This is a genomic window from Arsenophonus sp. aPb (assembly GCF_029873475.1).
Taxonomy (GTDB): domain Bacteria; phylum Pseudomonadota; class Gammaproteobacteria; order Enterobacterales; family Enterobacteriaceae; genus Arsenophonus.
In genome coordinates, this window is record NZ_CP123499.1 from 1,379,457 (window position 1) to 1,405,489 (window position 26,033).

The 26,033-nt window shown below is 31.4% G+C and carries 21 protein-coding genes; 10 read left to right on the forward strand and 11 right to left on the reverse strand.

The genetic code is table 11. The features are described from left to right. Positions 1 to 203 precede the first annotated feature (203 nt). From gndA to QE177_RS06115, 3 genes are all read left to right on the forward strand, one after another. Positions 204 to 1,616, forward strand: coding sequence for an NADP-dependent phosphogluconate dehydrogenase (gene gndA / locus QE177_RS06105; RefSeq protein ID WP_280551992.1), 1,413 nt, complete (start codon positions 204 to 206; stop codon positions 1,614 to 1,616). A gap of 638 nt (positions 1,617 to 2,254) precedes the next feature. Continuing rightward, complete coding sequence (locus QE177_RS06110) at positions 2,255 to 3,727, forward strand: DASS family sodium-coupled anion symporter (protein ID WP_280551994.1); 1,473 nt, start codon at positions 2,255 to 2,257, stop codon at positions 3,725 to 3,727. Positions 3,728 to 3,870: 143 nt separating this feature from the next. Then, positions 3,871 to 4,830 (forward strand): aldo/keto reductase, encoded by a 960-nt coding sequence (locus tag QE177_RS06115; protein ID WP_280551996.1) that lies wholly within the window; start codon positions 3,871 to 3,873, stop codon positions 4,828 to 4,830. A 108-nt stretch (positions 4,831 to 4,938) separates the two neighbouring features. Here QE177_RS06115 and QE177_RS06120 read toward each other — a convergent pair whose 3' ends face one another. Further along, a complete protein-coding gene (locus tag QE177_RS06120; protein ID WP_280551997.1) occupies positions 4,939 to 5,943 on the reverse strand; it encodes a glycosyltransferase in 1,005 nt (334 codons plus the stop codon). Positions 5,944 to 6,557: 614 nt separating this feature from the next. Between QE177_RS06120 and QE177_RS06125 the strand changes: the two genes are divergently transcribed. Further along, on the forward strand, positions 6,558 to 7,358 hold the full coding sequence (locus QE177_RS06125) for a glycosyltransferase family 25 protein (RefSeq protein WP_280551998.1): 801 nt from the start codon (positions 6,558 to 6,560) through the stop codon (positions 7,356 to 7,358). Positions 7,359 to 7,441: 83 nt separating this feature from the next. Here the strand turns inward: QE177_RS06125 and QE177_RS06130 are convergent, their stop codons facing one another. Further along, a complete protein-coding gene (locus QE177_RS06130; protein WP_280551999.1) occupies positions 7,442 to 8,530 on the reverse strand; it encodes a glycosyltransferase in 1,089 nt (362 codons plus the stop codon). Between the two features lie 308 nt (positions 8,531 to 8,838). Here QE177_RS06130 and QE177_RS06135 point away from each other — a divergent pair, with 308 nt between their 5' ends. The 4 genes from QE177_RS06135 (at position 8,839) to QE177_RS06150 (ending at position 13,378) form a co-directional block, all read left to right on the forward strand. Continuing rightward, a complete protein-coding gene (locus QE177_RS06135) occupies positions 8,839 to 11,265 on the forward strand; it encodes a DMSO/selenate family reductase complex A subunit (protein ID WP_280552000.1) in 2,427 nt (808 codons plus the stop codon). Positions 11,266 to 11,276: 11 nt separating this feature from the next. Further along, positions 11,277 to 11,903, forward strand: coding sequence for a DMSO/selenate family reductase complex B subunit (locus QE177_RS06140; RefSeq protein WP_280552001.1), 627 nt, complete (start codon positions 11,277 to 11,279; stop codon positions 11,901 to 11,903). Continuing rightward, complete coding sequence (locus tag QE177_RS06145; RefSeq protein ID WP_280552002.1) at positions 11,896 to 12,660, forward strand: DmsC/YnfH family molybdoenzyme membrane anchor subunit; 765 nt, start codon at positions 11,896 to 11,898, stop codon at positions 12,658 to 12,660. Before QE177_RS06140 ends, QE177_RS06145 begins: the two co-directional genes overlap by 8 nt. A 121-nt stretch (positions 12,661 to 12,781) precedes the next feature. Then, positions 12,782 to 13,378, forward strand: a complete 597-nt coding sequence (locus QE177_RS06150; RefSeq protein ID WP_280552003.1) for a molecular chaperone — start codon at positions 12,782 to 12,784, stop codon at positions 13,376 to 13,378. Positions 13,379 to 13,431: 53 nt separating this feature from the next. Here QE177_RS06150 and QE177_RS06155 read toward each other — a convergent pair whose 3' ends face one another. The 7 genes from QE177_RS06155 to QE177_RS06185 all read right to left on the reverse strand — a co-directional run bounded on the left by QE177_RS06155 (position 13,432) and on the right by QE177_RS06185 (position 20,272). Beyond that, entirely contained in the window at positions 13,432 to 13,977 is a 546-nt protein-coding gene (locus tag QE177_RS06155; RefSeq protein WP_280552004.1) for a DUF924 family protein, read from the reverse strand. A 434-nt stretch (positions 13,978 to 14,411) separates the two neighbouring features. Further along, entirely contained in the window at positions 14,412 to 14,726 is a 315-nt protein-coding gene (locus QE177_RS06160; protein ID WP_280552005.1) for a PsiF family protein, read from the reverse strand. 207 nt (positions 14,727 to 14,933) lie between these two features. Continuing rightward, positions 14,934 to 15,764, reverse strand: coding sequence for a hypothetical protein (locus QE177_RS06165; RefSeq protein ID WP_280552006.1), 831 nt, complete (start codon positions 15,762 to 15,764; stop codon positions 14,934 to 14,936). 116 nt (positions 15,765 to 15,880) lie between these two features. Beyond that, positions 15,881 to 16,405 (reverse strand): chorismate mutase, encoded by a 525-nt coding sequence (locus tag QE177_RS06170; RefSeq protein WP_280552007.1) that lies wholly within the window; start codon positions 16,403 to 16,405, stop codon positions 15,881 to 15,883. 84 nt (positions 16,406 to 16,489) lie between these two features. Then, complete coding sequence (locus tag QE177_RS06175) at positions 16,490 to 17,227, reverse strand: DJ-1/PfpI family protein (RefSeq protein WP_280552008.1); 738 nt, start codon at positions 17,225 to 17,227, stop codon at positions 16,490 to 16,492. A 274-nt stretch (positions 17,228 to 17,501) separates the two neighbouring features. After that, the gene (locus QE177_RS06180) at positions 17,502 to 19,457 is read right to left on the reverse strand and encodes a trypsin-like peptidase domain-containing protein (protein WP_280552009.1); all 1,956 of its coding nucleotides are present in this window, start codon (positions 19,455 to 19,457) and stop codon (positions 17,502 to 17,504) included. A 515-nt stretch (positions 19,458 to 19,972) separates the two neighbouring features. Beyond that, a complete protein-coding gene (locus QE177_RS06185) occupies positions 19,973 to 20,272 on the reverse strand; it encodes a phage holin family protein (protein ID WP_280552010.1) in 300 nt (99 codons plus the stop codon). A gap of 437 nt (positions 20,273 to 20,709) precedes the next feature. Between QE177_RS06185 and QE177_RS06190 the strand changes: the two genes are divergently transcribed. Both QE177_RS06190 and thiD read left to right on the forward strand, forming a co-directional pair. Then, positions 20,710 to 21,105: a winged helix-turn-helix domain-containing protein gene (locus QE177_RS06190; protein WP_280552011.1), complete on the forward strand. Its 396-nt coding sequence runs from the start codon at positions 20,710 to 20,712 to the stop codon at positions 21,103 to 21,105. Between the two features lie 1,579 nt (positions 21,106 to 22,684). Next, a complete protein-coding gene (thiD, locus tag QE177_RS06195) occupies positions 22,685 to 23,482 on the forward strand; it encodes a bifunctional hydroxymethylpyrimidine kinase/phosphomethylpyrimidine kinase (RefSeq protein WP_280552012.1) in 798 nt (265 codons plus the stop codon). A gap of 260 nt (positions 23,483 to 23,742) precedes the next feature. Here thiD and QE177_RS06200 read toward each other — a convergent pair whose 3' ends face one another. Next, positions 23,743 to 25,098 (reverse strand): L-cystine transporter, encoded by a 1,356-nt coding sequence (locus QE177_RS06200; RefSeq protein WP_280552013.1) that lies wholly within the window; start codon positions 25,096 to 25,098, stop codon positions 23,743 to 23,745. 162 nt (positions 25,099 to 25,260) lie between these two features. Further along, positions 25,261 to 25,854, reverse strand: coding sequence for a metal-dependent hydrolase (locus QE177_RS06205; RefSeq protein ID WP_280552014.1), 594 nt, complete (start codon positions 25,852 to 25,854; stop codon positions 25,261 to 25,263). Positions 25,855 to 26,033: the final 179 nt, after the last annotated feature.

The following is a 26,033-nucleotide window of genomic DNA, read 5'->3' on the forward strand; positions in this document are numbered from 1 at the left end:
TCATGCCGCCCTTTAGAATAATGGGCACTTTGAACAAAAATTTCAATATAATAACGTTTTTTTAATCGCTTTTAGCCGAAATATCGTGTGGTTGAAGGCATGAAATTACTATCACCAAACTATAGAGTAAGTTAATATATCAATACGTAAAAATATATTTGCTCGTTAACTGTGGGTAATGAATTGTCAGACAGGAGTTTTTCATGTCAAAACAACAAATTGGTGTAGTTGGTATGGCTGTTATGGGGCGTAATTTAGCGCTCAATATTGAAAGCCGGGGTTATTCTGTTTCGATTTTTAATCGCTCGAAAGAAAAAACCGATGAAGTGATCGAAGAAAACCCAGGTAGAAAATTAATCCCCTGTCATACGATTAAGGAATTTGTTGATTCATTAGAAAAACCACGTCGTATTTTATTAATGGTAAAAGCGGGTGAGGCGACAGATAAAACTATAGCTTCATTAACACCTTATCTGGATAAAGGTGATATCCTAATCGATGGTGGTAATACTTATTTTCAGGATACTATTCGACGTAATCAAGAACTTTCAGCGCAAGGATTTAATTTTATTGGAACCGGCGTTTCTGGCGGTGAAGAGGGTGCATTAAAAGGGCCTTCTATCATGCCTGGTGGGCAGAAACAGGCTTATGACTTAGTAGAACCTATCTTGCAACAAATTGCAGCTAAGGCAGATGGTGAGCCTTGTGTAAGCTATATTGGTCCTGATGGTGCAGGTCATTATGTAAAAATGGTACATAATGGCATCGAGTATGGTGATATGCAGCTTATTGCTGAAGTTTATTCTATCCTCAAAAACGCATTAAAGTTAACTAATGAAGAATTAGCCGATATTTTTACTGAATGGAATAAAGGTGAATTAAGTAGTTATCTAATCGAAATTACGGCGGATATATTCCGTAAGAAAGAAGACAAAACCAATAATTATTTGATTGATGTTATATTGGATGAAGCCGCTAATAAAGGAACCGGTAAATGGACCAGTCAAAGTGCTTTAGACTTGGGAGTGCCGGTTACGCTGATTACTGAATCGGTATTTGCACGTTATCTCTCTTTTTTAAAAACGCAGCGGGTTGCAGCAGCAAAAATTCTGACTGGGCCAGTGGTTAATTCATTTAAAGGTGATAAGCAGGAATTTATTGAAAAGGTTCGCCGTGCACTTTACTTAGGTAAAATTGTGTCTTATGCACAGGGATTTCAGCAATTAAAGGCCGCATCGGATGAATATCACTGGCAGCTAAATTATGGAGAAATTGCCAGGATTTTCCGCGCAGGATGTATCATTCGGGCGCAATTTTTGCAAAAAATTACTGATGCGTATAGCCAAAACCCATCTTTAGCAAACTTGATGTTAGCGCCTTATTTTAAAAATATTACTGATGAATATCAGCAATCGTTACGGGATATTGTCTGTTTTGGTGTACAAAATGGTATTCCGTTACCCACGCTCACGGCAGCAATTTCTTATTATGATAGTTATCGTTCGGCAGTTTTACCGGCAAACTTAATTCAAGCACAACGTGATTATTTTGGCGCTCATACTTATAAAAGGATTGATAAAGAAGGTATTTTTCATACCGAATGGTTAGATAAATAAGTGTAGTTGAACTGATATCAAAACCAAATTGGATGGTCTTGACTAATAACGTTAAAGGCCATCTTTATTGGTTTTGGATTAGTGCAGATGGACACATTTATTTGCTGCTGTATTTTGTGACTTTAATTTTATATCTATTCAAAATAAATAGATTTATACATTATATTGTAATAAAAAATATATTATTTTTTATAAAGTAATTCTTATTTTTGAATGGATTTATTATTTTTTAATAATATAAAAAAACCATTTGTTATTTGACAAAATTAAACCGTTACTAATTATAGTTAATTTCCTATATTAAGAATATCATTAAGAGTGAAAAATAGAAACAGTTCGTCACAATAAATTAATAAATAAAATTTATTGTAATTTTTGTAATACATATCACAGTTTTAACATATGAAAATAACTTATTCTTATAATAAAGAGATAAAAATTAAAAGAATAAATTGGATAATTTAATAAAATTATAAATCAATATTTCTTTATTAGTAAGCTTGATAAAAATAAATATAGTTACTAATCTATAAATTTATATAATAAGTAGTTGTATGATTTGTTAGCGTGATTTTGTTCATTTATAAGTTGTTAATTATATCTTGTGTAAATATGTTTCACCAATTGGATAATACAATATGGATAAATTGACCCCATTCAAACCTTTACCAACCATAATTGCTATTACAATCACTCTCATCATCTGGTTTATTATTCCCGCTCCAAATGGTGTTGATGTTAATGCTTGGCAGTTATTTGCGCTTTTTATTGGGACTATAATAGCCATCATCGGTAAAGCTTTACCTATAGGTGCAATCTCCATTATCGCTATTGCTTTAATTGCTATTACGGGAGTAACTAATCCCAATAATCCGACAGCAGCAATTAATGATGCATTGAGTGGTTTTTCAAATCAACTTATTTGGTTGATAGGTATTTCAATAATGATTTCTGTTAGTTTAAATAAGACAGGATTAGGTGCTCGGATTGGTTATTATTTTATTTCTTTATTTGGCAAAAGGACATTAGGTATTGCTTATTCATTAGCGATTGCAGAGACAATATTAGCGCCGGTTACACCCAGTAATACAGCACGTAGTGGTGGAATTATTCATCCTATTATGCGTTCAATTTCAAATAGTTTTGGCTCTGATCCAGAATCAAATAGCTCACAAAAAATTGGCCGCTATCTTTCATTGGTTAATTTTAATATTAATCCAATTACATCAGCGATGTTTATTACGGCAACAGCACCTAATCCATTGATTGTTAGTTTGATTATGGAAAATACATCGCCTCCATTTGAGATCAGTTGGGGAATGTGGGCAATAGCTGCTTTTATACCAGGCATAATTTCATTATTAGTTATGCCATTGATTATTTATTGGATTTATCCGCCTGAAATTAAAGTAACACCAGATGCACCCAATTTCGCTAAACAAAAATTACATAAGTTAGGACCTATTTCATCTGCAGAAAAAATTACTTTAGCGGTATTTGCCATGCTATTGTTGATGTGGGCTGGTGTACCTGCGCTTATTTTCGGTAGCGCTTTTACTATTAACCCTACGGCGGCAGCATTCATTGGTCTTTCCGTTTTACTGTGTTCAGGCGTATTAGCTTGGGATGATATTTTAAAAACCAAGGGAGCCTGGGACACAATTACTTGGTTTGCGGCATTGGTTATGATGGCATCTTTCCTAAGTAAGCTTGGATTGACCAATTGGTTTTCTCAAACAGTAGGAGACGCTATTGATCATATGGGAATCGGCTGGATTGGAGGTATGTTGTTACTTGTTTTGATATATGTCTATTCTCATTACTTTTTTGCCAGCACAACAGCCCATATTATGGCAATGTTTGCGGCATTTTTTACAGCTGGATTAGCATTAGGCGCTCCACCTATTTTGCTCGGTTTGATCCTGGCTTTCTCTTCATCATTAATGATGTCGTTAACACATTATGCCACTGGTACCGCGCCAATTATTTTTGGTTCGGGTTATACAACCTTAGCTGAATGGTGGAAAATTGGTTTTATATTAAGTGTGGTCAATCTTTTTATTTGGTTTGTCATTGGTGGTTTATGGTGGAAGTTACTAGGATATTGGTAAGATATGATCAATATAACTAAATTGCGGTAGTATATCTGTAAGTTAAATAGGCTGTAACGTTTTAAATACAATCTTGTTGTAAGAGCACCACTACAATCTTCTAGCGAGTATATTCGCTTTATTTAATAAATAAGTGAGGAAATATGCAATTGCGTAGGTTAGGTTCAACAGGATTTGTTATTCCACCACTTGTTTTTGGTGGTAATGTATTTGGCTGGACTATAAATGAAAAAGAGAGTTTTACCATCTTAGATGCGCTTTATGATAACTGTTTAGTTGCAATTGATACGGCAGATGTTTATTCAAGTTGGGCAGCCGGTAATCAAGGTGGAGAATCGGAAACCATTATTGGAAATTGGCTGACTAAACATTCGATTGCCAGAGACAAATTAGTTATTTTTACCAAAGTAGGCGCAGACTTAGGTTCACCCGGTAAGCGAGGTCTGTCTGCTCGCTGGATTATAAAAGCGGTTGAGGATTCATTGCGGCGTTTGCAAACAGATTACATTGATCTTTATTTTTCCCATTGGCCTGACATAAATACCCCTTATGAAGAGACGTTAAATGCTTATCTGAAGCTTTTAACAACGGGTAAAATTCGTGCTATAGGTGCTTCAAATTTGGATGCAAGACAATTAAAAACGGCTTTAGAGGTAGCGGATAGTCAGCGTTTACCGCGTTATCAAGTATTACAGCCGGAATATAATATTTATGATCGCGCTGCTTTTGATGATAAGTTGAAGAAACTCTGCATCGAAGAAAATATTGGTGTTGTTACTTACTATAGTTTGGCATCTGGTTTTTTAACTGGTAAATATCGTCGTCAAAGTGATTTAAATAGTAGTGCTAGGAAAAGTGATATTGATAAATATCTCAATCAAAGAGGCGAAAAAATTCTCAACGCGTTGCAGGTAGTTGCTGATGATCATCAAGCTACATTAGCAGAAGTTGCGCTTGCCTGGTTAATGGCTTTTAATGGGATCACCGCACCGATTGCTAGTGCAACTACCGTTGCTCAGGTGGAAAGTTTTGTGAAAGCCATTAATTTAACATTAACTAAAGCGCAATTTGAATATATAGATTCAGAAAGTAAATTAAATTAAAAATATTTTTTATATCTATCTAATTGAAAACTTAACTATAAAAATGGATGATTGTTTATTATCAAGAGTAATTATCCATTTTTCGGATTTCTGTCATGAGCTATTTTTTTATTTATGTAGCGCTTTATTAACAAAATAATAGAGATAATTTAATAGCCAATCAATGTATTTTTTCTTATTAAACATATGCTTAGCGGCATATCTATATTGGTTAGACGTTGATGCCGCAATAAGCGGGGTAGTTTTCCAAGGGGAATTTTCTTTTATTGTAATAAAGAGATGGGTACTTGGGTATTCAGACCAATTATTCCATGGTTTGGTTGGGCCAATATAATGAATGAATTTTATATTATTGATTATAGGCAATAATGTTTTATTTTTTAACTCATAATTAATACTAAATTGGGTATTAAATTTCTTATCTAAAAATAAAACTTGATTTACCAGAGATATATTCAATGCATCCTGATCATAAAATACAAATTTTGCTTTTGTCTTGTCATCAAGTAATATATTTATTGTTTTCTCAGTTATCTTATTTTTGTGCCACTTATCAGTATCAATTAGCATAACGCCTGAGTTAAAGTAACCATTAGCTATTTCTGGTGTTACTAACATTTCAGCACGTTTATTCCATAGGTATTGATCTCGGTCAGCGACGGCAGCAATAATATGCTGGCTTAAATTGATGTCGAATAATTCTGATATATCACCCGAACAAATAATGTCTGAATCCAAATATAATATTTTATTTGTTTTATGGTAAAAATAATTTGCAATAATAAAGCGAAAATAGATCGCATGAGACCATAGTTTATTTGTTGGTAATTTTTTTAGCTGTAGGGTATCAATAAGTAATATTGTTATTTTTGTATTATAACATCTTGTTAGCTCATCAAATTTTTTTAGGTCGCATTTAGAAATCGTATCAGTGAAGATATAAAAGTGAAAGGTATAATTTTTATTAAAATGTAGAATCGAACAGATAGAGATCGCTGTGCCAAGGGAGAAATTCATATCTGCGCCATAAGCAATATGAAATTGGGAGTTTTTTGCATCAGCAGATGAAAATTCATAGCTTGTTAGTATGATCTCCTTAATATTGAAATACATTAAGTTTCCTTTTGCACAGCAGGCATTAATATTATCGTAAAGTGTTACTAATTTTAGCGTTAGTCGAAAGAAAAAACCATTACTATCATCATTATACTTTATAAAGATTGATTAATAATAATTATATTTTTTTAGAAATGAATAAAAACTTATATCTTGTTGAAAGTAAACACAATATATTCTAATGACTATATGTTTTAAAATGGTTTTTTATCCGTTTCAAATCAATTTTTTTCTTATGTGAAATTAAGTAATTTTTGAAAATATAGTGTGAATTAGCCTCTGATAATTAATTTTATGAAAAATAATATCATGATACGTAAATATAGTAATTGAATTAATGTTACTTTTATATTTGTGTAATATATTTAAGTAATTAAATTTATGATTTAATACCAAATCACCCATAATAAATAACATTTTTGATTAAGTTTCAACATGATAAGTTGTTTTGTGTTTTTTTTAAGAATCATTATGCTTATATTTCCATAAATACTAGAATATATGATGCTACTTTGCTGTTGGAATTTGCAAGTAAAATAGTTAGTAAAATAAATTCGATTAGTTATAATTTATGTTAAAATATTATTAAATATAAAGTTTTGGTGGCGTCAATGAATGAATCTTGCCCTATTTTTATTGTTTCTTTAAAGAAGGATACAGATAGAAGAACACAAATTAGTTACGTATTGTCGTCACAAGCTTTGCCTTTCACTATCGTTGACGCCATTGAAGGGAGTAAATTAACTCACAACGATATAGCTGGGTTAAAATATCCTTATTATGATAAACCATATGGTAAACCGAACGGCATGAATGAAATTGCCTGTAGCTTGAGCCATCAATCAATCTATCAACATATTATAAAAAATGATATCGAATGGGCATTGATTCTCGAGGACGATGTTATCATTGATAAAAAATTATCGCCTTTAATTAAAGCGTTGGAGCAGGGTAAAAGTAATTTATTAAAAAAAGATTATGTTTATCTGCTCGGTGGTCAAGAAGGGCTTAATTCCAGAAAACGAATTTCATTAAGTTTTTTTAATAAAATAACCATCGCTAATGTAACATTTCGTCTATTAACTTATAGCCCGGATAAAATTTTTCGTACTTGTTGTTACTTAATTCATCGTAGTACCTGTGAAAGAATAATTGCTGAGTTTGCCCGGGGATTTTTTGTTGCTGATTCGTGGGGCTTGTTATACAAAAAAAATGCAGTTAAAGGCTATTATTTAGCCGAAATTATAAAACATCCGATTGTCACCGCTGAAAATAGCAATTTGGAGGCGGATAGGGAAAAGTATTTTATTAAAGCAAAAAGAAGAAAGCGAGGTAACTTTGAGTCTGCTTTGGCATTTATTTTGCTACAAATCAGGCGTTTTTATCGTTCATTAATTTTTTGGCAAAAATAGTGTTTAGGTCATTTTGGTGTTGTTGCAAGCTAATATGGTTTTTGCTACGGATTAATCAATAATGATTAATCCGCTAAATGATATTATGCTAGAATTTTTTTAAGGGATAAATTAACTCTTTCAATATAGCTATCTTCATAAAAATCTAAAATAGAATTTTTTATGCTTGTCTGTGTGGGTAAGGTTTTATTATTAACGATAGCTTGCAAAATATTAACAAAACAGGGCATATCATTTACAGGAAATAATTTTCCATTAATATCATTTTTAATGATATCTTCTGGACCGGTTAAGCAATTTGAACTTATCACATAAATACCATAGGAAATGGCTTCAGGCAGTACCATAGGAAACCCTTCACTATTCGATGTTAATAATAAAGCAGTAACTGTTTTTATATTATTTTGTATATATAACCAGGACTGTGATTGCCAGCCATGCCAATTAATTTTTTCTGTTATATTTAATTTTTTAGCTAACTGTTTTAACTGATGGATCTCATTTTCTTCGCCACTACCGACAATATTGAGCTGCCAGTCACCGCTAATATTTGCCAGGCTATTAAATAGAAATGCGAGTTGTTTATCTCCAGCAAAGAAAATTCTGCCTAAATAGAGAAAGGCAGTTTTATCTTTAGGTCGCGGTATAATGATATTGTGTTTTTTAATTGGATTAAATAAGGTAAAAATATGACTTCTATCAGCACCGATGGCAACCAATTGTCTCGCTATACCCTTGCTTATGGCGTAATAGTAATCAGCTTTTAAAAGATATTCTTTTTTATAAATTCTGTTAATGGGAAAATGTGGCCAGCAAATAAGCGGTATTTTTCTACCTAAGATAAATTTTCTACTGATATTTGAGTTATAACAGGCAATTGCATCCAAGGCGATAATTGCGTTGATTTTCTGTTCGATAAGTAATTGCCGCAGTTGCAAAGCATAATGAATACGGCGTAGCTTACCGTTTCTAATACTAGAATAGAGTCGTGAATATTTTATATTGTCTAACCAATCATCATTCGGTTGAGTGTGTTTATCATTAAAAAAGACAAAGCTGACGGTTATATCTGGTCGCCGTTGTTTTAATAACCTAATAAAATCACGACAAACAGTTTCCATACCGCCAAAGCCACTAATGTTGTAGCTAGTTATCAATATTTTGCTTGGCATCATCCACTCGTCTCAATCAAATTTTAGGTTAAATTATGCCTGTTCATTTCACCTACTATAAAGAAAATACTTTGTTATTTATCAAATAGTTCAGATAGTGTTTTTGTTATTAGAAAATATAACCAATTAGTCGGCTAATAATCGATAAAACGCAATAATTTTATCGCCATTATTTGGCAAACTAGTGCATATTACTGCAAATTTGATAATTACTCATCATTGATTTAAATCATAATCTATTTTGTCATTATTTTTTAACATAAAACAATAACAATAATTTGTTGTTATTTTACTATTGGGTAATGTCAATGACTAAAAATAAAACAACACGCTTTGTGCAAATGAATCGGCGGGAATTTTTGCAAACTTCAGCAACGATTGCCAGTGTTGCAGCCATTGCTGGCAGTATTACACTTCCGTTTTCTGTTCAGGCTAAATCGACCGGTATTATGCCTGATGAAACAGAGGAGATAATCAAATATAGCGCTTGCTTGGTTAATTGTGGTAGCCGTTGTCCACTTAAAGTACATGTGAAGAATAATATCATTCAACGTATTTCAAATGAAACCTTCTATGATGATAGCAAATTTGGCGAACATCAAATTAGGCCTTGTTTGCGTGGCCGCTCAGTTCGCTGGAGAACCTATAATCCGGATCGGTTAAAATATCCCATGCTACGGGTGGGTAAACGAGGTGAAGGTAAGTTCAAAAAGATCAGTTGGGATGAAGCAACAACCCTTATTGCGCAGAAGTTAAAGCAAACGATTGAGAAATATGGTAATGAAGCTATCTATTATCAATATGGTACCGGTTCAACTGGAGCAAATTTACATGGACGTACCGCTTGCAAACGTTTATTAGCGCTTATTGGCGGCTTTCTGGGAGATTATGGTACCTATTCTTATGCCCAATTAACTGAAATTACACCATTCGTTTACGGTAGTGCTGAAGAAAGTTTATTAAGTGAAATTGCTCATTCAGATTTAGTTGTGATGTTTGGCCATAATTTAGCAGAAACCCGTATGTCTGGTGGTGGTCAGTTTTATGAAACCTTAAATGCGCTGCAAAAAAGCCAAGCAAAAGTCATTATTATTGATCCCCGTAATACCGATAGTGTTACTACATTGGGCGCTGAGTGGATACCTATTTATCCTGGCACTGATGCAGCATTAGTCGCAGCGTTGGGTTATGTTATGATTAATGAAGGGCTGACAGATGAAGCATTTCTTGCAAAATATTGTATAGGCTGGGATAAAACGACGTTGCCGCCAACAGCGTTACCAAATGCCGCTTATAAAGATTATATTTTGGGTAATGGGGCCGATGGCATTGCTAAAACACCGGAATGGGCAAGTCAACTTACGGGTATTTCAAGTCAACGTATTATTCAGTTAGCACGTGAAATTGCTAATGCTAAAGCTGCATGGATCTCACAAGGCTGGGGGCTACAACGCACCGCTAATGGTGAACAAGCCTGCCGTTCAATTATGATGCTACCTTTGATGAGTGGCCATATTGGTCGTCCAGGTACTAATACCGGGCTTTGGGGGGGTAGCGTTACTTATCCTGTTGCCAGTTTTGCGCTACCAAATCCAGTAAAAACAACAATCCCAACATTTATGTGGAGCGAGGCTATTGTTCGAGGTACTGAATTAACGGCTAAAAACGCCGGTATTAGAGGTAAAGATAAATTAGATTCCGGCATTAAATTTTTGTGGTGTTATTCCAGTAATGTGATTGGTAATCAGCATGCTGATTTAAATAAAACGCATCAAATTCTTACTGATGAATCAAAATGTGAGTTTATTCTGGTATGGGATAATCATAATACGGCTTCAGCCAAATATGCGGATCTGTTGCTGCCTGATGTTACCCCGGTGGAAACAGATGATTTAATCAATAACTCATATGCAAGTGGTGCCTATCATTATTTAGTGCGCTTACAACAAGCTATTAAACCATTATGGCAAAATCGGCCATGTTATGATGTGTTAGCGGAGATTGCAGAAAAATTAGGTGTTGCAACTGAATTTACCGAAGGTCGTACTTATCAACAGTGGATCGAATACTGTTATAATAAAACCCGTGAAACCATGCCTCATTTACGACCTTTCGAGCAAACTCATGATCAAGGAATTATAGATCGGCGATTAGCCGCGAGTGATCAACAAATTGCGCTTAAAGATTTTCGTCACGATCCAGATAAATATCCACTAAAAACTCCGTCAGGGAAAATTGAGATCTACTCCGAACAGTTAAATAAAATAGCGCAAGAATGGCAATTACCTGACGGTGACCGTATTCCCGCTGTACCTGAATATTGTGCTAACCATGAAGGTGTTGAAAATATTGCTCGCAAAAAACAATATCCTTTACAAATGACAGGGTTTCATAACAAGGGCCATGTCCATTCAAGCTATTATAGTGTTGCAATATTACGTGAAGCTATTCCTCATCAGTTTTGGATTAATCCAATTGATGCAAAGATGAGAGGTCTGAAACAGGGCGATATAGCCGAGATTTATAATGATCGCGGACGTATATATATCAAAACTAAAATTACTAATCGGGTTTTACCAGGTGTAATTGCTGTTCCGCAAGGTGCCTGGCGCAATGTTAATAAGGAAGGAATTGATGTGGGAGGATGTATTAATACACTAACGTCACTACATCCTTCCCCTTTTGCTAAAGGTACTCCACAACATACGAATTTAGTTGAAGTTAAATGCGCATAAGGATTTGGTTTATGAAACAGTATGGTTTTTTCTTTGACTCTACTAAATGCACGGGTTGTAAAACATGTCAGGTTAGTTGCAAGGATGAAAAAGATCTAAAATTAGGCCCTAAATTTCGTCGGATTTATGAATATAGTGGAGGTAGTTGGCAACAACAAGATGGTATTTGGCAGCAGAATATTTATAACTATTATTTATCAATTGCTTGTAATCATTGTGATTCACCAACTTGTGTGGCGGGTTGTCCAACAGGTGCGATGCATAAACGTGCAGAAGATGGGTTAGTGGTAGTAAATCAAGATGTGTGTGTGGGATGTCGTTATTGTGAGCTCCGTTGCCCTTATGGTGCTCCTCAATTTGATGTTAATAAAAAACTGATGAGTAAATGTGATGGTTGTTACCAACGTGTTGCTAAAGGTATGAAACCTGTTTGTGTTGATTCATGTCCACAACGAGCGCTGGATTTTGGTGAAATTACTTTATTACGCGAACTACATGGCCATGAAAATGGCATTGCCCCGTTGCCGGATCCTGGATTAACTCAACCGAATATTGTGATTAAACCTCATCGAGATGCTAAACCATTTAATGATCAAAGTGGCAAATTACAAAATCTCGCGGAGGTTAAATATGCATGAACTCCCGCTGGTTTTTTTTACGGTATTGGGTCAGTCAGCAGCAGGATTATTTTTTGTTGCCTATTTGAGTAATAAACTTAATCTAATTAATAACAATCAACTTAATGTTGCAAACCTGCTTGCTATGGTAGTCATGTTTTTGGGATTAATTATAGGTGGTTTACATGTTGGCCAACCAATACGTTTTTTTAATATGCTGTTGGGAATTGGTCGTTCACCGATGAGCAATGAAGCTTTTTTTAGCGGTATTTTTATGGCATTGGCAGTTGGTACGGTAGTTTTTTCTTTTTTTGAAAAATTTACTAAATTGAAACAAATTTGTAATTTAGCTGGTGTTGTTGCCGGTTTAGTCTTTGTTTGGTCAATTCCACAAGTTTATTACATTGATACAGTAGCTAATTGGAACACTCATTATACTGCATTACAAATGTGGATGACTTGTTTTATCGGAGGTGGTGCATTAGCGACTTTAATTGGTGCACATAAATTAGGGGCATTGTTTTTTATTATTGGCGCAATGGTTATTTTGGCTACTAAAGCCGATTATATTAGTTTACTTAACGCAAAAGCGATTGATCAGACTGGGTTATGGGGAATACAGTTAGTCATACTTGGTTTATCGTTATTTGTAATGGCCGCCGTAGTATTAAAAAATAATGTCCCGCAGACGACTTTAGTTGCATGTACAGTTATTATTTTTGTTGCAGAGCTTTCTGGTCGTATTGCATTTTATAATTTATGGGAAATCACTATGTAAGATATGTTTTATTATTTACTCTGCAAAATTTCCTTGCAGAGTAAATTTCGTTCTCTATTTCTTAATTATTTGATTTTAATCTTAATTAATTGCGTGTTTTTTTGCTGGAAAAATAAAATTTATGTTATTAAATACTTCAATTTTACGTATTCTTGGGGCATGTTTTTATTATTCACCTGATTCACCTTCGGTAAAATCATTAATTCCTTTAATGCCTTTTTTGGTTGAATTGTTTCCATGGCCAGATAGGCAGAAAATTAAGAAATTAACAAAAGAAATAGCAAAGCAAGATTTTGAACTACTATATTATGATTTTTCTATTTTATTTGAAGGGCAGGGTAATATGCCAGTGCCTCCATGGGGATCCGTTTATTTAGATCCAGAAAAAATTGTAATGGGAATTTCAACTCAAGCATATCAACACTTTCTATCTTTACATTCTATAGCTGTAGAAAGTGTACAAAATGAACCAACAGATCAGTTTGGACTTATGTTATTGGCAGTAGTTTATTTATTAGAAAGAGATAAAAAAATTATAGCAATTGAATTAATAGAGCAGCATTTATTACCGTGGGCATATCGCTATTTATCTTTAATACAAATGACAAAGTTAGAACATATTTTTTATCGAAATCTTGCAGCTATTTTAGAGGAATATTTAAAAACAATTGAACAAAAATTTAATTTAAAAGTTCCCAAAAGACAATTGTTTCATTAATCCAGAAAGTAGAGTATATGTTGAAAACATATACTCTACTTTTCATTTATAAACTAAAAACTTGAGCCCGATTTTTTTAAAAATAAAATTTCTTCAGGCGTAGAAATTCTATTAAGAATTTCATTTCTATGTGGGTAGCGGCCAAAATGGTCAATAATTTCTTTATGCCGCATTTCAAATTCAAGTGTTATTTTATCATTTAATGCAGTAAAAAGAGGAATTGCTTGTTGATGAATAAAAGGTGATTCTGAATGCATGAAAGGCATTAAAATGAATTTTCGTTGTGTTATTGGTAATTTCGTATAATCAAGTTGTTTAATTGCTTCTTGAGCTAAAATTAACGCCATATTATCTTGTGAAAATGCTTTTGCTGTATCACGCCAAATATTACGAGAAAACTGATCAAGCACGATAATTTCAGCTAATCTACCTTTTATTGAACAGCGCCAATGAGCAAGTTCACCACGAATCGCTTTTTCAGTTGTTAGTTTAAATCTATTCCGAATGATAGCGTCAAATTGTGGTTTTTTTTCGAACCATTGTTTATTAGTAGATTCTTTAAACCAGAAATCAAAAACTTCTTGCCATTCATTATGCATTATATTTATCTCTTTAGGTTAGCAACTTTACCGCTGGAAACCATCTATAATTCTGAATATGTAAAAATGAAATGAAGATGAAAATATAATATAGCTACTTTATAAGAAAAATTCTGTTAAATGAAGCAAATTATTATATAAAATTACTTGATATATAATGATACTGTGATCTTATATTTTCTATTAATATGGGTAAAATGAATAAGGTTATTATTTTAAATTATATTGAATTTAGAAAGTAAACTTTTTAAATATTAATTATTATTTTTTATATGTTAAGTATGTCAGTTTTTCATAAATAATGTTCTATCTTATTTTTTATTAAATATTTAATGTGGTAATTGCAATTTAAATTATTTAATTAAAAATCAAACACTATTCTGGAAATGAAAAATAAGACCACTAAAAGAAAATGGCCTTATTTATATATTAAATTAACCACGAAGGCATTTACTCATAAATATTTTTCGTTCACCTTCTTTAAATTTTATTTTGCCAGCTTCGGCATTACACTTTATCATTTTCTCATTTTGAGAGTTATTTTTTTTAGAAGGTTTACTGCTAAGACAAGATTGCATAAAGGATTTTCTTTTTTGACCCTCTAATGATTTTTGCTTAGCTTGAATATTACAATCTTTCATTTTAATTTGTTGAGATGACATGGTTTTTTTCGTCGTTTTTTCGGCAGCTAAAACCGGGTTTATAAGTAAAACGCCTATTAATGTAACAAAAAATATTTTCAATTTCATAATAAAACTCCGAATTTGCAAGATATCACTACAACAATAGCAGCAAATCATGATTTGTGGAGAAAATAGTTATTAAATAATTAGAAGAATCTTTTCTATGAGGTAATTTCTGCTTTTTGTTAGGCTAAATTATCCTGCTTCTTTTGTTTGTATAAGCTGGAGTATTGGAAGATATACTAGTTATAGTAATGTAAGATTTAGCTACTTCTATATTTGACTGCTTGACTCTAACTTTTTAAATTCCTGTATTATCGATTCGGCTATATAGAGTGATTTGATTTCCGTTAGCACATCACATTCTCTAGCTAATTCTTCAACATGACTATTTTTATTTCTGGCTAAATAATTATTATAAAAAAGATTAACCTCTTTAAGTTGTATATACAAAATATCATTTTTAGGATACTCACCAGCAAAAGATTTCTCGCATAGGATTAGCGCACAGCGTGCATTTGCTATTGCAAATACTGTATCTTCTGGCAAATTTTTTGTTTTTAACTCATCGACAATGGAATAATATTCTGCATTATTCTTATCAGCGGGAGGTTCAACCTTTTCATAGGCTAATTGATGGGCAAAGTTATATAAACAACAAGACCAGACATAATTTCTATTTTCTTCCGTTATTTTTTGTAATTGCTGATCATCTGATGATAATAAACATAAATTAGAGTTAAAAAATTTATTATTATTTTCAAGTATTTCTTGAGAAAGGCCAAGACTCTCCCAATCAGTATCGCCATATTTCATAGCAACCATACCAAATTTTACTTTTAGTATTTGTAATTCTTTTATAAAAGTGTGGTTAATATTTTTATGTGATTTGATGTGTTTATCATGTAAATTTTCAATTTCATTAATTAACCCCATAATTTCACTGTTAAAATCTATTTTTTGTTTCAATGGTATATCGTTAGAATTGGTAATTATTTCATCAAATTCTAATAATTGATTATTAAAATTGTCGGTATTATATTCGTTATCGTTTAGTTGCTCAGATGAATATACTGGAATAGTAGTTAATGGTGATATACGCATATTAATTTTTCTCAAGAATATAAATTAACTAAATAGAAAATTTTGCTAATTACTCTATGATTTTCGCTATTAGCGTTTTTATTTTTTTAAAGATATTTGTTTGAGTGATGAACAGATTATTTTTTATCAGTGTCTTTAAGATTATGCAGCTGGATTTTATTTATATATAAACAGATCGGATTTTTTATTTGGCCATTCTTTTTTAATTCCTTAGCAATTAATTGTAAGATGTCATCACTTAATTTACTGATTTTTAATCGAATATCTGCCAAGTCATCATCTTGAGTCATGGTTTCCGGCATGGATAGCCAATCTGCCTTATAACGATACTGAATTGCTTTAGCTGCATTTATTTGGGATATCATAAAAGGCTCTATTGATTTTTTATCCAAGCCTAAAGTTTCTGCTTTATTAATAGAGTTTATAATAACTTTATTTTCTTGTGTGCGATCTTCTACCGAAAGGTGTTTTTCAAATTTATACTTAGCAACATATTTCATATAAGAGAGACGTTGCTCAATAAGAGCTGCGATTTTTTGGTATTCATGAGCTGTAGCTGTAAAAGAAATGAAAAATAGCGTAGATAAAGAATACTTCAATATAACTGCACAGGGTTTATGGCGCTTAAGGTTATTAATCATAATGCATCCGGATGCTTATATTGTCAAAATAACCTAAATGTATCAATAAATTAAATAATATTCAACATTATTAAATACATTAATTTAATTATCCATGAAGTCTTTTTTTCTTTCAATGGTACGTTTAAGTATTTCTAGATAATCGGGTGTTTCTGTTTCAAACGATGTTTTAATGTTATCACACGCTATTTTAACTATTTCAGGTTCGGCTGTTTGAGGATTTCCTGATTGAAAGTGAGGTTGAGGATCATATTGGGTAAGTAGTTGCATTACCTTGGCATCAGTTTCTGATTTTATTATTGATAATATGTGTAGCCCAAAATCAATACCAGCGGTTACGCCTCCACCTGTAATTCTATTTCTATCAATGGTAATCCGTTCGTTTGAAACAGTAGCACCTAACTTAGCTAGAAACTCATTACAACTCCAGTGTGTTGATGATTTATAGTTATCTAAAAGATTTACTGCGGCTAAAAACATAGAGCCATTACATACACTAGTAATATACTTAGCATTCTGTCCAACCTTATGGATCCATTTTAACATTTTTATATCTTTAAGTGCGGGAAATGGATTATGTGAACCGGTAATGCATAATATATCGACAGCATCTAATTCATCAAATGTTATAGTAGGTGTGAGGGTCTGACAATTAATTTCTGTCGTGATAGGTTGTTTATTATGCCAAACATATTCTATACTAAACCCTTGATTTTGCAATAGAGTGGCAGGCCCTATAATATCTAATGGTGTCATTCCAGGGAAAAGGACAAATGCAAAAATTAAATCTTTTTTCTCGTTAGTAATTTTTTCTTTATTCATCTTATGACCTATTTAATTCCATAAAACGTTAAATGCCAAGTTACTATTATGATGTGGTTAACTTATTTTCTTACTATTAATCTTAAACAGTTTGTCTTACTAATAGCAAAAAAATATAACTCAATGATATTAATAATAGCTTTTTTTACCGATTGAAATTGATCGAATATCCAATGTGAAATATTATGGTTTATTATAGAAATAATTATTAGTAATACCTTTTTTATTAAAAAGAGTATTACTATTTATCTATTATTTTCGTAATATTATTAAATTATCCGTTGATTGTAATATCCAATAGAATATTTTTACATAAACGAGCTGCAGAACCACTTTCATCACTGCCATGGAGCGCAATAATCCCCTTAAATGTTCCTTTACCAATTAAATGCAGGTTATCCTCGGGGTAATAACAAATTCTTAAATATGATGGTCCTTTAAAGTCATAATTACATTTTACATTAATTCTGCTTGGAGTATAGATCAAAGGGTAAGGCTCACTTGCGGTTACTGATTTAATCCGATATGCCTGGAAAGTAACTAGCTCTTTTTCACCTTTTTCATTAATGACTTGTGTTTTTAGAATTGAGTAACCATCACTAATTTCACCAACATTTTCTGGTCCTTGCCCATGGCGTAGAGTATAAAATGATAAATTAGGATTGGTTTCGGTAAATGGGTGTAGAATAGTATTAGCTTGTTTGGCATCAAAAATTAATGGCATGCAATCTGCATTGTTAACATCAAATGGTATTTCGAAGACATCGTAGTTATAGCTTAAAATGCGAGTAATGTAATTGTTGACAATTTCTCCATCTCGTTCTATTCGAGCAACAAACCAGCTTTTAATAACAGTTTCTTGTGGATGTTGATAAGGAATAAATCTCAGCGTTACTTCACCAATTAACGCAGGATCATTAAGATGGCTTACCTGGTGATTAGACATAATTGCCAAGACTTTATATTTTACTGGCATAGTTTTTCTGGTTGTAAGATCCAATCCAGCCATTTCGACAATAGAGTAGCCATCATGGTTTTCAACAAGAATAGTATCAAAAGGAATTAATTGTTCTTTATCACCTAATATCACTTTAATTTCAGCATTATCGACCGGAGTAGCTTCAATATTATGTGTCACAATATTTTCTTGTGCTTTGATATGAATATTACTATCAGAAATAAAATCTTTAAGCTTATCGATAAGGTATGGTGATGAAATGCCATGTTGGGTAAATAAAAGCCGCCCCCATAAAATTCCTAATATATTGTGTGTTTCGCGACCAATTAGAGGAGAGCCTGAAGATCCTGGTTCCATATCTCCTAGAATGAATAAATCACCATACTCTGGCTGAGGGGTTATTGATGCAAAAGGATGCATAGAACTCACCAGCCGTGCACTGATTTGTAACGGTTTTGCTCCACCATGTTGCGGAATATAGATATTTTCTCGCTCATTATTTATGGTTTCTTGAAGCTTTAGACCACCAAATAAAGTTTTAACGTGAGCATTTTGATAATCAAAATCCGTGATAGTAAATAAGGCATAATCCTCAACCCCACCAATTTCTTTGCCGTAAGTTAATACCTTATCGATATCAAAATGGATAATATCAGTAATCGGTGATGAAAAGTCGTTAGTAATATTGTGCCAGTTAACCCACATTTCACTGGAATTTATTGCTTCTGGATCAATTTGGCTATTGGCGCCTAAAGCGACATGGCGATTTGTTAATACGTGATTAGCTGAACCTATAAATGAGCAACTTCCACCATAACCATTAAATGCAGCAAAATGGACAGCGCGAACTGGATTAAAAAAAGGTGTATTTTTATACCACATGTAAGGTTGCCGCCCATCATGACTATCTTCAACAATTTGCGTTAGATCTTGGGGAAGTGCTTCATAATAAGTAAGCTCTGCTATTTGATTTTCATTATAGTAATAATTTTTGGGTAAAATAACTTTGATATCGATACAATTAGTATAAAAAGTTACATCCAGCGTAGCACCTTTATTTAGTGGAAATATACGTGTATGTTGTCTCTTACGATCAGTTATTTCTATATATGAACCAGATGGCATATTGGCCAAACTAAACACCAATCGGATAAATTCAACATTAACTTCTTCAATAACAAAAGTTCTAATTAAGGAGCTTTGGTTGTCTTGCATAAAGTTATGATTGACATGTATTATTTTACTATTATCTGCATATTTTTTTATATTCATTTTTTCCTGCTTCTGTCTAATTTACTACTTGTTAATATGATCCAAAAATGATTAAGGATCTTAATGTTTTATCAGGATAAAATGAAAATAATTTTACTTAATATTATTAAAAATACAAAAATAAATTTTTTATATTATAAATGTTATTTTTTATTTTATCTTTTTGGCTTATTATCTTTAATAAATGAATATAATAGATTGTATAATTTATGATTTATAAAATATTTTTAATATTAAGGAGAACTAATATTAACAACTACAATTTCTCCCTATTATTTAAATGAATTAATTTAATAATAGGCATATAATATAATAAAGTTAACATTGTATTTAAATAATATTATCTATTTAGTAAATAAGCTGTGAATATAATATTTTATTTATCAGAATGATAGAACTAATATCACTAAAAGTAGAATATTATTTCAAAACTACCCTTAGTGGTAATTATAGTGAATAGAGAACATAGCTAGTTATAATTGAGTGTTTATAATTATGGTAGTTATAAAAGTAAATTATTTTTTATCAATCTTTAAATTGAAGACTTTTTGGTATAGTAATTTTAATCCTGTACCACCCATGGACCCAAGTAAACCTGCAATCACTAGTGTAATATAGTGACTAGAGCCATATTCCATAGCTAATAAGCCGCCAATAAATCCAGTAAAGCAAGATATAATCATTTCAAACATCATTGCTATCCATCGTCGTTTTGATTTCTTTTTTTCCGTATTTAGTATATATCTAGTAGCACCTCCCCATGCAGAAAACAAACCTATAAGACACCATATAAGAACATCATTTTCTTTAGGCATATGGGTATAACCCCCAGATTCTAGATTTACTTTTTAAAGGATTTCATTGAAACAAAAATAAGACAAATATTAAACTTTATTGTTACAATCATTATGATTACCATAATGATACGTTCATTATTTTATTTTATAAATATACTATTTGGAAAGATATAATTGATTTTTTTTTAATAAAATAGATAAAGATGACTTTAAAATTTTCCATAATTAGTAATAATATTTAGATACTATTAGGAACTAAAATTCATTAAATGAAATAAAATTTATGTTAATTAAACCTGTTATTGCTGTAAAATGAATTTAGTTAATTTAGTCTTTAAAAAAACTATTATCAAAATTTTGAACATTAGCTCAATAAAAAAGTATAGTTTTGTATTCTTTATTGATATAAGTATAACTATATTAGTTTATTTATATTTTATCAGGAGGAGGAAGCTATGAAGTCGTATATAGTTATCAATAGCGTTGGTAGGACGGTTGAAGTAGAAGATGAAGTTGTAAAATTAACCCCTAAAGAATTTCTTATGCTTGAAGTTATCCTCAATTTTTCTCATGGCAAAGATACGATGGATTTAGAACACCTTATTCAATATGTGTGGATGGATAGATATAGGAGTATTACAGCAAATAATGTAAGCCAATTGTTTTCTAGAGTACGAAAAAAACTTTACAATGTCAGTGGTTATCTAGATTTGAAAAGAATGCCAAACGGTATGATTTGTGCAATTATAAAAGATGGTACAGAAATATTATGGAATGAAAAACCTCCTAAACGATATCTTCTTATTACTCATATCTACAATTATTTAAAAAAATTACAAATTAAATTATAATTTATCTCAAATTATTATCTAAAATTAAAATAGTAGAATCTTATAGTATATAATTCAAATCGCCTTATTGCACCAGGGAAATCACGGTAGCTTAAATGTATGTAATATTGATTATATTTTGTTTTTATTAAAAAAACACAAACGTTAAATAAAATTTGAAAATTATATCATTATGTTAATTATATGTTCGTTATTTATATATGCAATTTGGAAAAATAGCCCATTACTGTTCACGTTTGAAATTTATTAAGTATTTTTAGTGTAAATCTTTTTTTAAAATATTAAATTGTACTAACAATGAATTAAATCAATTATCAAATTCCATTGTTGTTTTTATCAAATAATTTAACTAAAATCATAAAATCATAAAATCATAAAATTATTAATGCCAAATTTAAGATTAAAGTTATAATCATCGTCTAATAAGCTAATCAATATGTTTATAGTTTTTTAGTTATATTTTTTAGATAGTGAAAATAATTGTTATATATTAATTTTCAAGTCAGTTATTTCACGATGAAATGGATTACTAAAGCTAAATATTTATTGTGTTTGAAGTGCTTATAGTACTTTGTTATGTATAGCAAATGTTTTAACTATATTTCCCAATCTCTAAATTAAACAAAGGATAAATAATAAAAAATTTTTACAATAAAATTAGTTGAATATTAAATCACTGTTGAGTGTTTGGTTATTTCAATGAAATAGCATTAGTATTAACAACAAGGTTACTGCGGCTTTTTTCTACTTTTAATAAAATAATTTTCAAATGAAATTATTTTCTCCTTTTAAAAAATAAAGCTTGATTGTGAAAACGTTCGATTACGAAATTCATATATCAGGCTTTAATAAGCTATTTATCATTCAATTTTTATTTAAAAAAAGCATAATAAATACTATTTTTATTCACCACATTAATTTTTGTACTATTAAATAATTTTTTTAGTTATAAATAGTTTTTGTTAATAAGTATTGGATTTCTAACTTATTATGTATTGTAGTTTATATAATTTTTTTATTGAAACTAATGAAAATAAACATCTTTATATAATTTATTATATTTCAAGATTGAAAGATAATACAATCTAATAATATTGTTATTTTTTTGTTTATAAAAAAATTTATTTTATAGTCATATTATAGATAAACGAGACTGTGATAAATAAACATGTTGTAATGAAATATTATTCTTAAGTTAAAGTAAGATAATAACATGTGATATTGATTTGTTTATTCATAACAGATGATTGTTATTAATAGATAAATTGTTTAATTTTATAAACTATAATAAATTAAATTTTAAATTCGAAGGTTACTCTAGATAAGTAATAACATTATGTTTAAGTTTTATAAAATTAGTTTTATTAAAGTTATTTTATTAAAACGCAAAATTAATAAAAATATATATAATGAGAATGGTTTTTATTACATATCTAATGTTAAATAAAAATAGCTAAATTGGCTAGTAAAAGCAATATATTCATTTGCTGTGATATAAAATAACTATTGGCCTAATTTAATAAGTCAAGTAAGGTAGCATAAATTATTCTGATTAATATATGAAATATTAGGAAAATTTATGATTTATAATTCGTTATCAATTGCAGGAACTGATCCAACGGGTGGTGCAGGTATTCATGCTGATTTGAAAGTATTTTCAGCATTAGGAAATTATGGTGCGGCTGTGATAACAGCATTAGTCGCGCAAAATACATGCTCAGTACAGTCAATTCATAATCTTCCAGGCGAAATTGTCGCTTCACAGCTTGAATCAGTATTAACAGACGTTCGCATTGATAGCGTGAAAATTGGTATGTTATCAAATACTACAAATATATGCATAGTAGCGGCCGCATTACAAAAATATTCATTATCTTTTACTGTACTTGATACCGTTATGCTAGCAAAAAGTGGGGTACCATTATTAAATGCTGATGCGATCGATAGTCTTATTAATGTTTTGTTACCTAAAGTGTCTCTTATCACGCCGAATTTGCCGGAGGCTGCTGTACTTCTCAACTGCACGGTGGCTAAAAGTGAACAAGAGATGATATCTCAGGGAAGAAAACTATTATCATTTGGTTGCCCGGCTGTACTTATGAAAGGTGGACATCTTAATAATAAAGAAAGCCCAGATTGGCTTGTTACGCATAGTGGTGAATGGCGATATTCATTACCTAAAGTAAAAACACGACATACCCATGGTACCGGTTGTACATTATCTGCAGCGTTGGCTGCACAGCGGCCTTATTTTAATAACTGGCATGATACAATTATTGCAGCTAAAAATTATGTGCAAAATACTTTGAAACATGCCAATAGATTAAATGTTGGAAAAGGTGTTGGGCCTGTGCACCATTTTTATAACTGGTGGTAATTTTTCATATAGTAAAAAGATGATTAGTAATACTATAATTGTGCAAAATAGGATGTTTATTTAATAATATGCATTTATTAATTATCTAATGTTTCTAAAATGAAAATAATTAATTGAAGTGATATTTATTTAATTTTCAAACTAATTTTTTATTGTCAATAGTATTTAAAAATAATCTATTCCGTAAAATTGATTAGAAGTTTAAAGTCCTAAATAGATTTCTAATAGGACTTTGCGTAGAGGATTATAAGTTTGAAATATTATTTATTGAAAATTCGTTTATCTGTTTGATGCATCAGTTGGCTAGTAATTGTTCCAGCAACCATTGAGCCATTAACATTTAATGCTGTTCTTCCCATATCGATCAATGGTTCAATTGAGATAAGTAACGCTACTAGAGTAATGGGTAATCCCATTGCTGGTAAAACCATTAATGCAGCAAAAGTTGCTCCGCCACCTACGCCGGCAGAACTAATAGTTACAATACCAACAAGTGTAGCGATCCATATAGGATCCAGCGGATTGATCCCAACCGTTGGGGCGACCATTACAGCCAGCATGGCAGGGTAAATACCTGCACAGCCATTTTGGCCAATTGTTGTACCGAAGGATGCTGAAAAATTAGCGATTGATTCAGGAATACCTAATTGTTGAGTTTGTGTTTCAACGTTTAATGCAATACTGCCAGCACTAGAACGACTGGTAAATGCGAAAATTAATACTGGAATAACTTTTTTAAAAAATTTTACTGGATTAATGCCAGTGAAAGAAAGAAGTATACCGTGGATAATAAACATTAAGGATAATGCTAAATAGGAGGCAATAACAAAACTACCCAGCTTAATAATATCTTGCAGGTTTGAATTAGCTACGACTTTAATCATTAAAGCCATTACTCCATATGGTGTAAGCCGTATAACTAAACGAACTAGCTTCATAATCCAGGATTGAAAAATATCAATCGCGGATAAAATTTTTTCACCTTTTTCTGGATTACTTTTGGCTAATTGAAGCGCTGCTATACCTAAAAAGGTAGAAAATATAACGACGCTAATAATAGATGTTGGATTAGCACCTGCCAGATCAGCAAAAGGGTTTTTAGGAATAAATGATAATATTAACTCAGGTATTGTTAAATCAGAAACCTTTTGAATATAGTTATTTTCTATAATCTCAAGTTGAAGAGTTTCATGGCTAGTTTGTACTAGGCCTTCTGCAGTTAAGCCAAACCAGCATGTAACAGCGATCCCAATCAGAGCGGCAATGGCTGTAGTAAAAAGAAGGATCCCAATCGTAAAAAAACTGATTTTCCCTAATGAAGATGTTTGATTTAAGCGTGCTATAGCATTAAGTATTGAAGCAAATACCAACGGCATGATAACCATTTGAAGTAATTTTATATAACCATTGCCTATAATATTGAACCATGATAATGAATCATGCACTATTTGATTATTTGTACCATATACTAAATGTAAAATAACTCCAAAAAAGGTACCGATAAGAAGACCAACAAAGACTTTTTTTGATAGACTCCATCCATTTGCACTTACTTTGGCCAAAAAAAGCAATAATATGGTAAAGATAAGTAGATTAAAAATTACGGGGAAATTCATACCCTCTCTCCAGCTCCGGTTTATTGTTATAGGTATAAGATTCTTTGTCATTGGTGAAGTAAGATGATGAACAACTCCCAATGAAATTCATTTTCCCTTATATATTATCAGTAATAAAAATAATTTTGTTATAACTAAATGCAATTTCTTATTCATAATGCATCAAGGGGAATGTAATGAAATTAAATCGTTTAGTTCATTAACTACATATGTAATAACGTTTTTTCTCGTTTCTTGCAATATAGGTTGTAGTGGTAATTGATAGTTCGATGGAATTAAAATCGCACAAATAGCTAATAAGATGGCGATAGAATGCTCCGCTCTTTGATTAGAATTATTACCTAAGATAGGAAAACAGAAAGAAATTTTTAATGGCCATAAGAAAGGTATCCCTTTTACGGTTAACATATCTCCAACTAAGTGACTGAAATAGCCTAATAAAAATGCTTGAACTAGTGCATCAGAAAGCCAGTAACTATGGGGAAGTTGAACGGATAATAACATAATGAGCAACCATGCGAGTAAACTATGGGTAAAACCACGGTGGCCACATAAACGACAAATTGGAACAGAAATAAAACGAAATAAACGTCCCAGATGAGATGATGGATGATCTATATCGGGTAGCAGAGCGCCAAGTAATGCACCGGCCAATAAATGAAGCCAATCACCATATGCAAACTCGGGTGTAATTGCTAGTTTATGCACAAGTATTAATGATGATACTGAAAAAAGCAGATGCCCGGTGGCAGTCATAGCATATAATATCCAACTGTTTATTTATACAGTTTGCAAAGTATAATAGTTTTGGCTTGGTTTGAGTAGTGTAATCGGAAAAAATATCTTATTTATTAAATAATAAGAGTAATTTTTTGTAAGAAAAATGATAATGTATTAGTTTGGCAGTATACTAATGCATCAACTTACTGCCAATC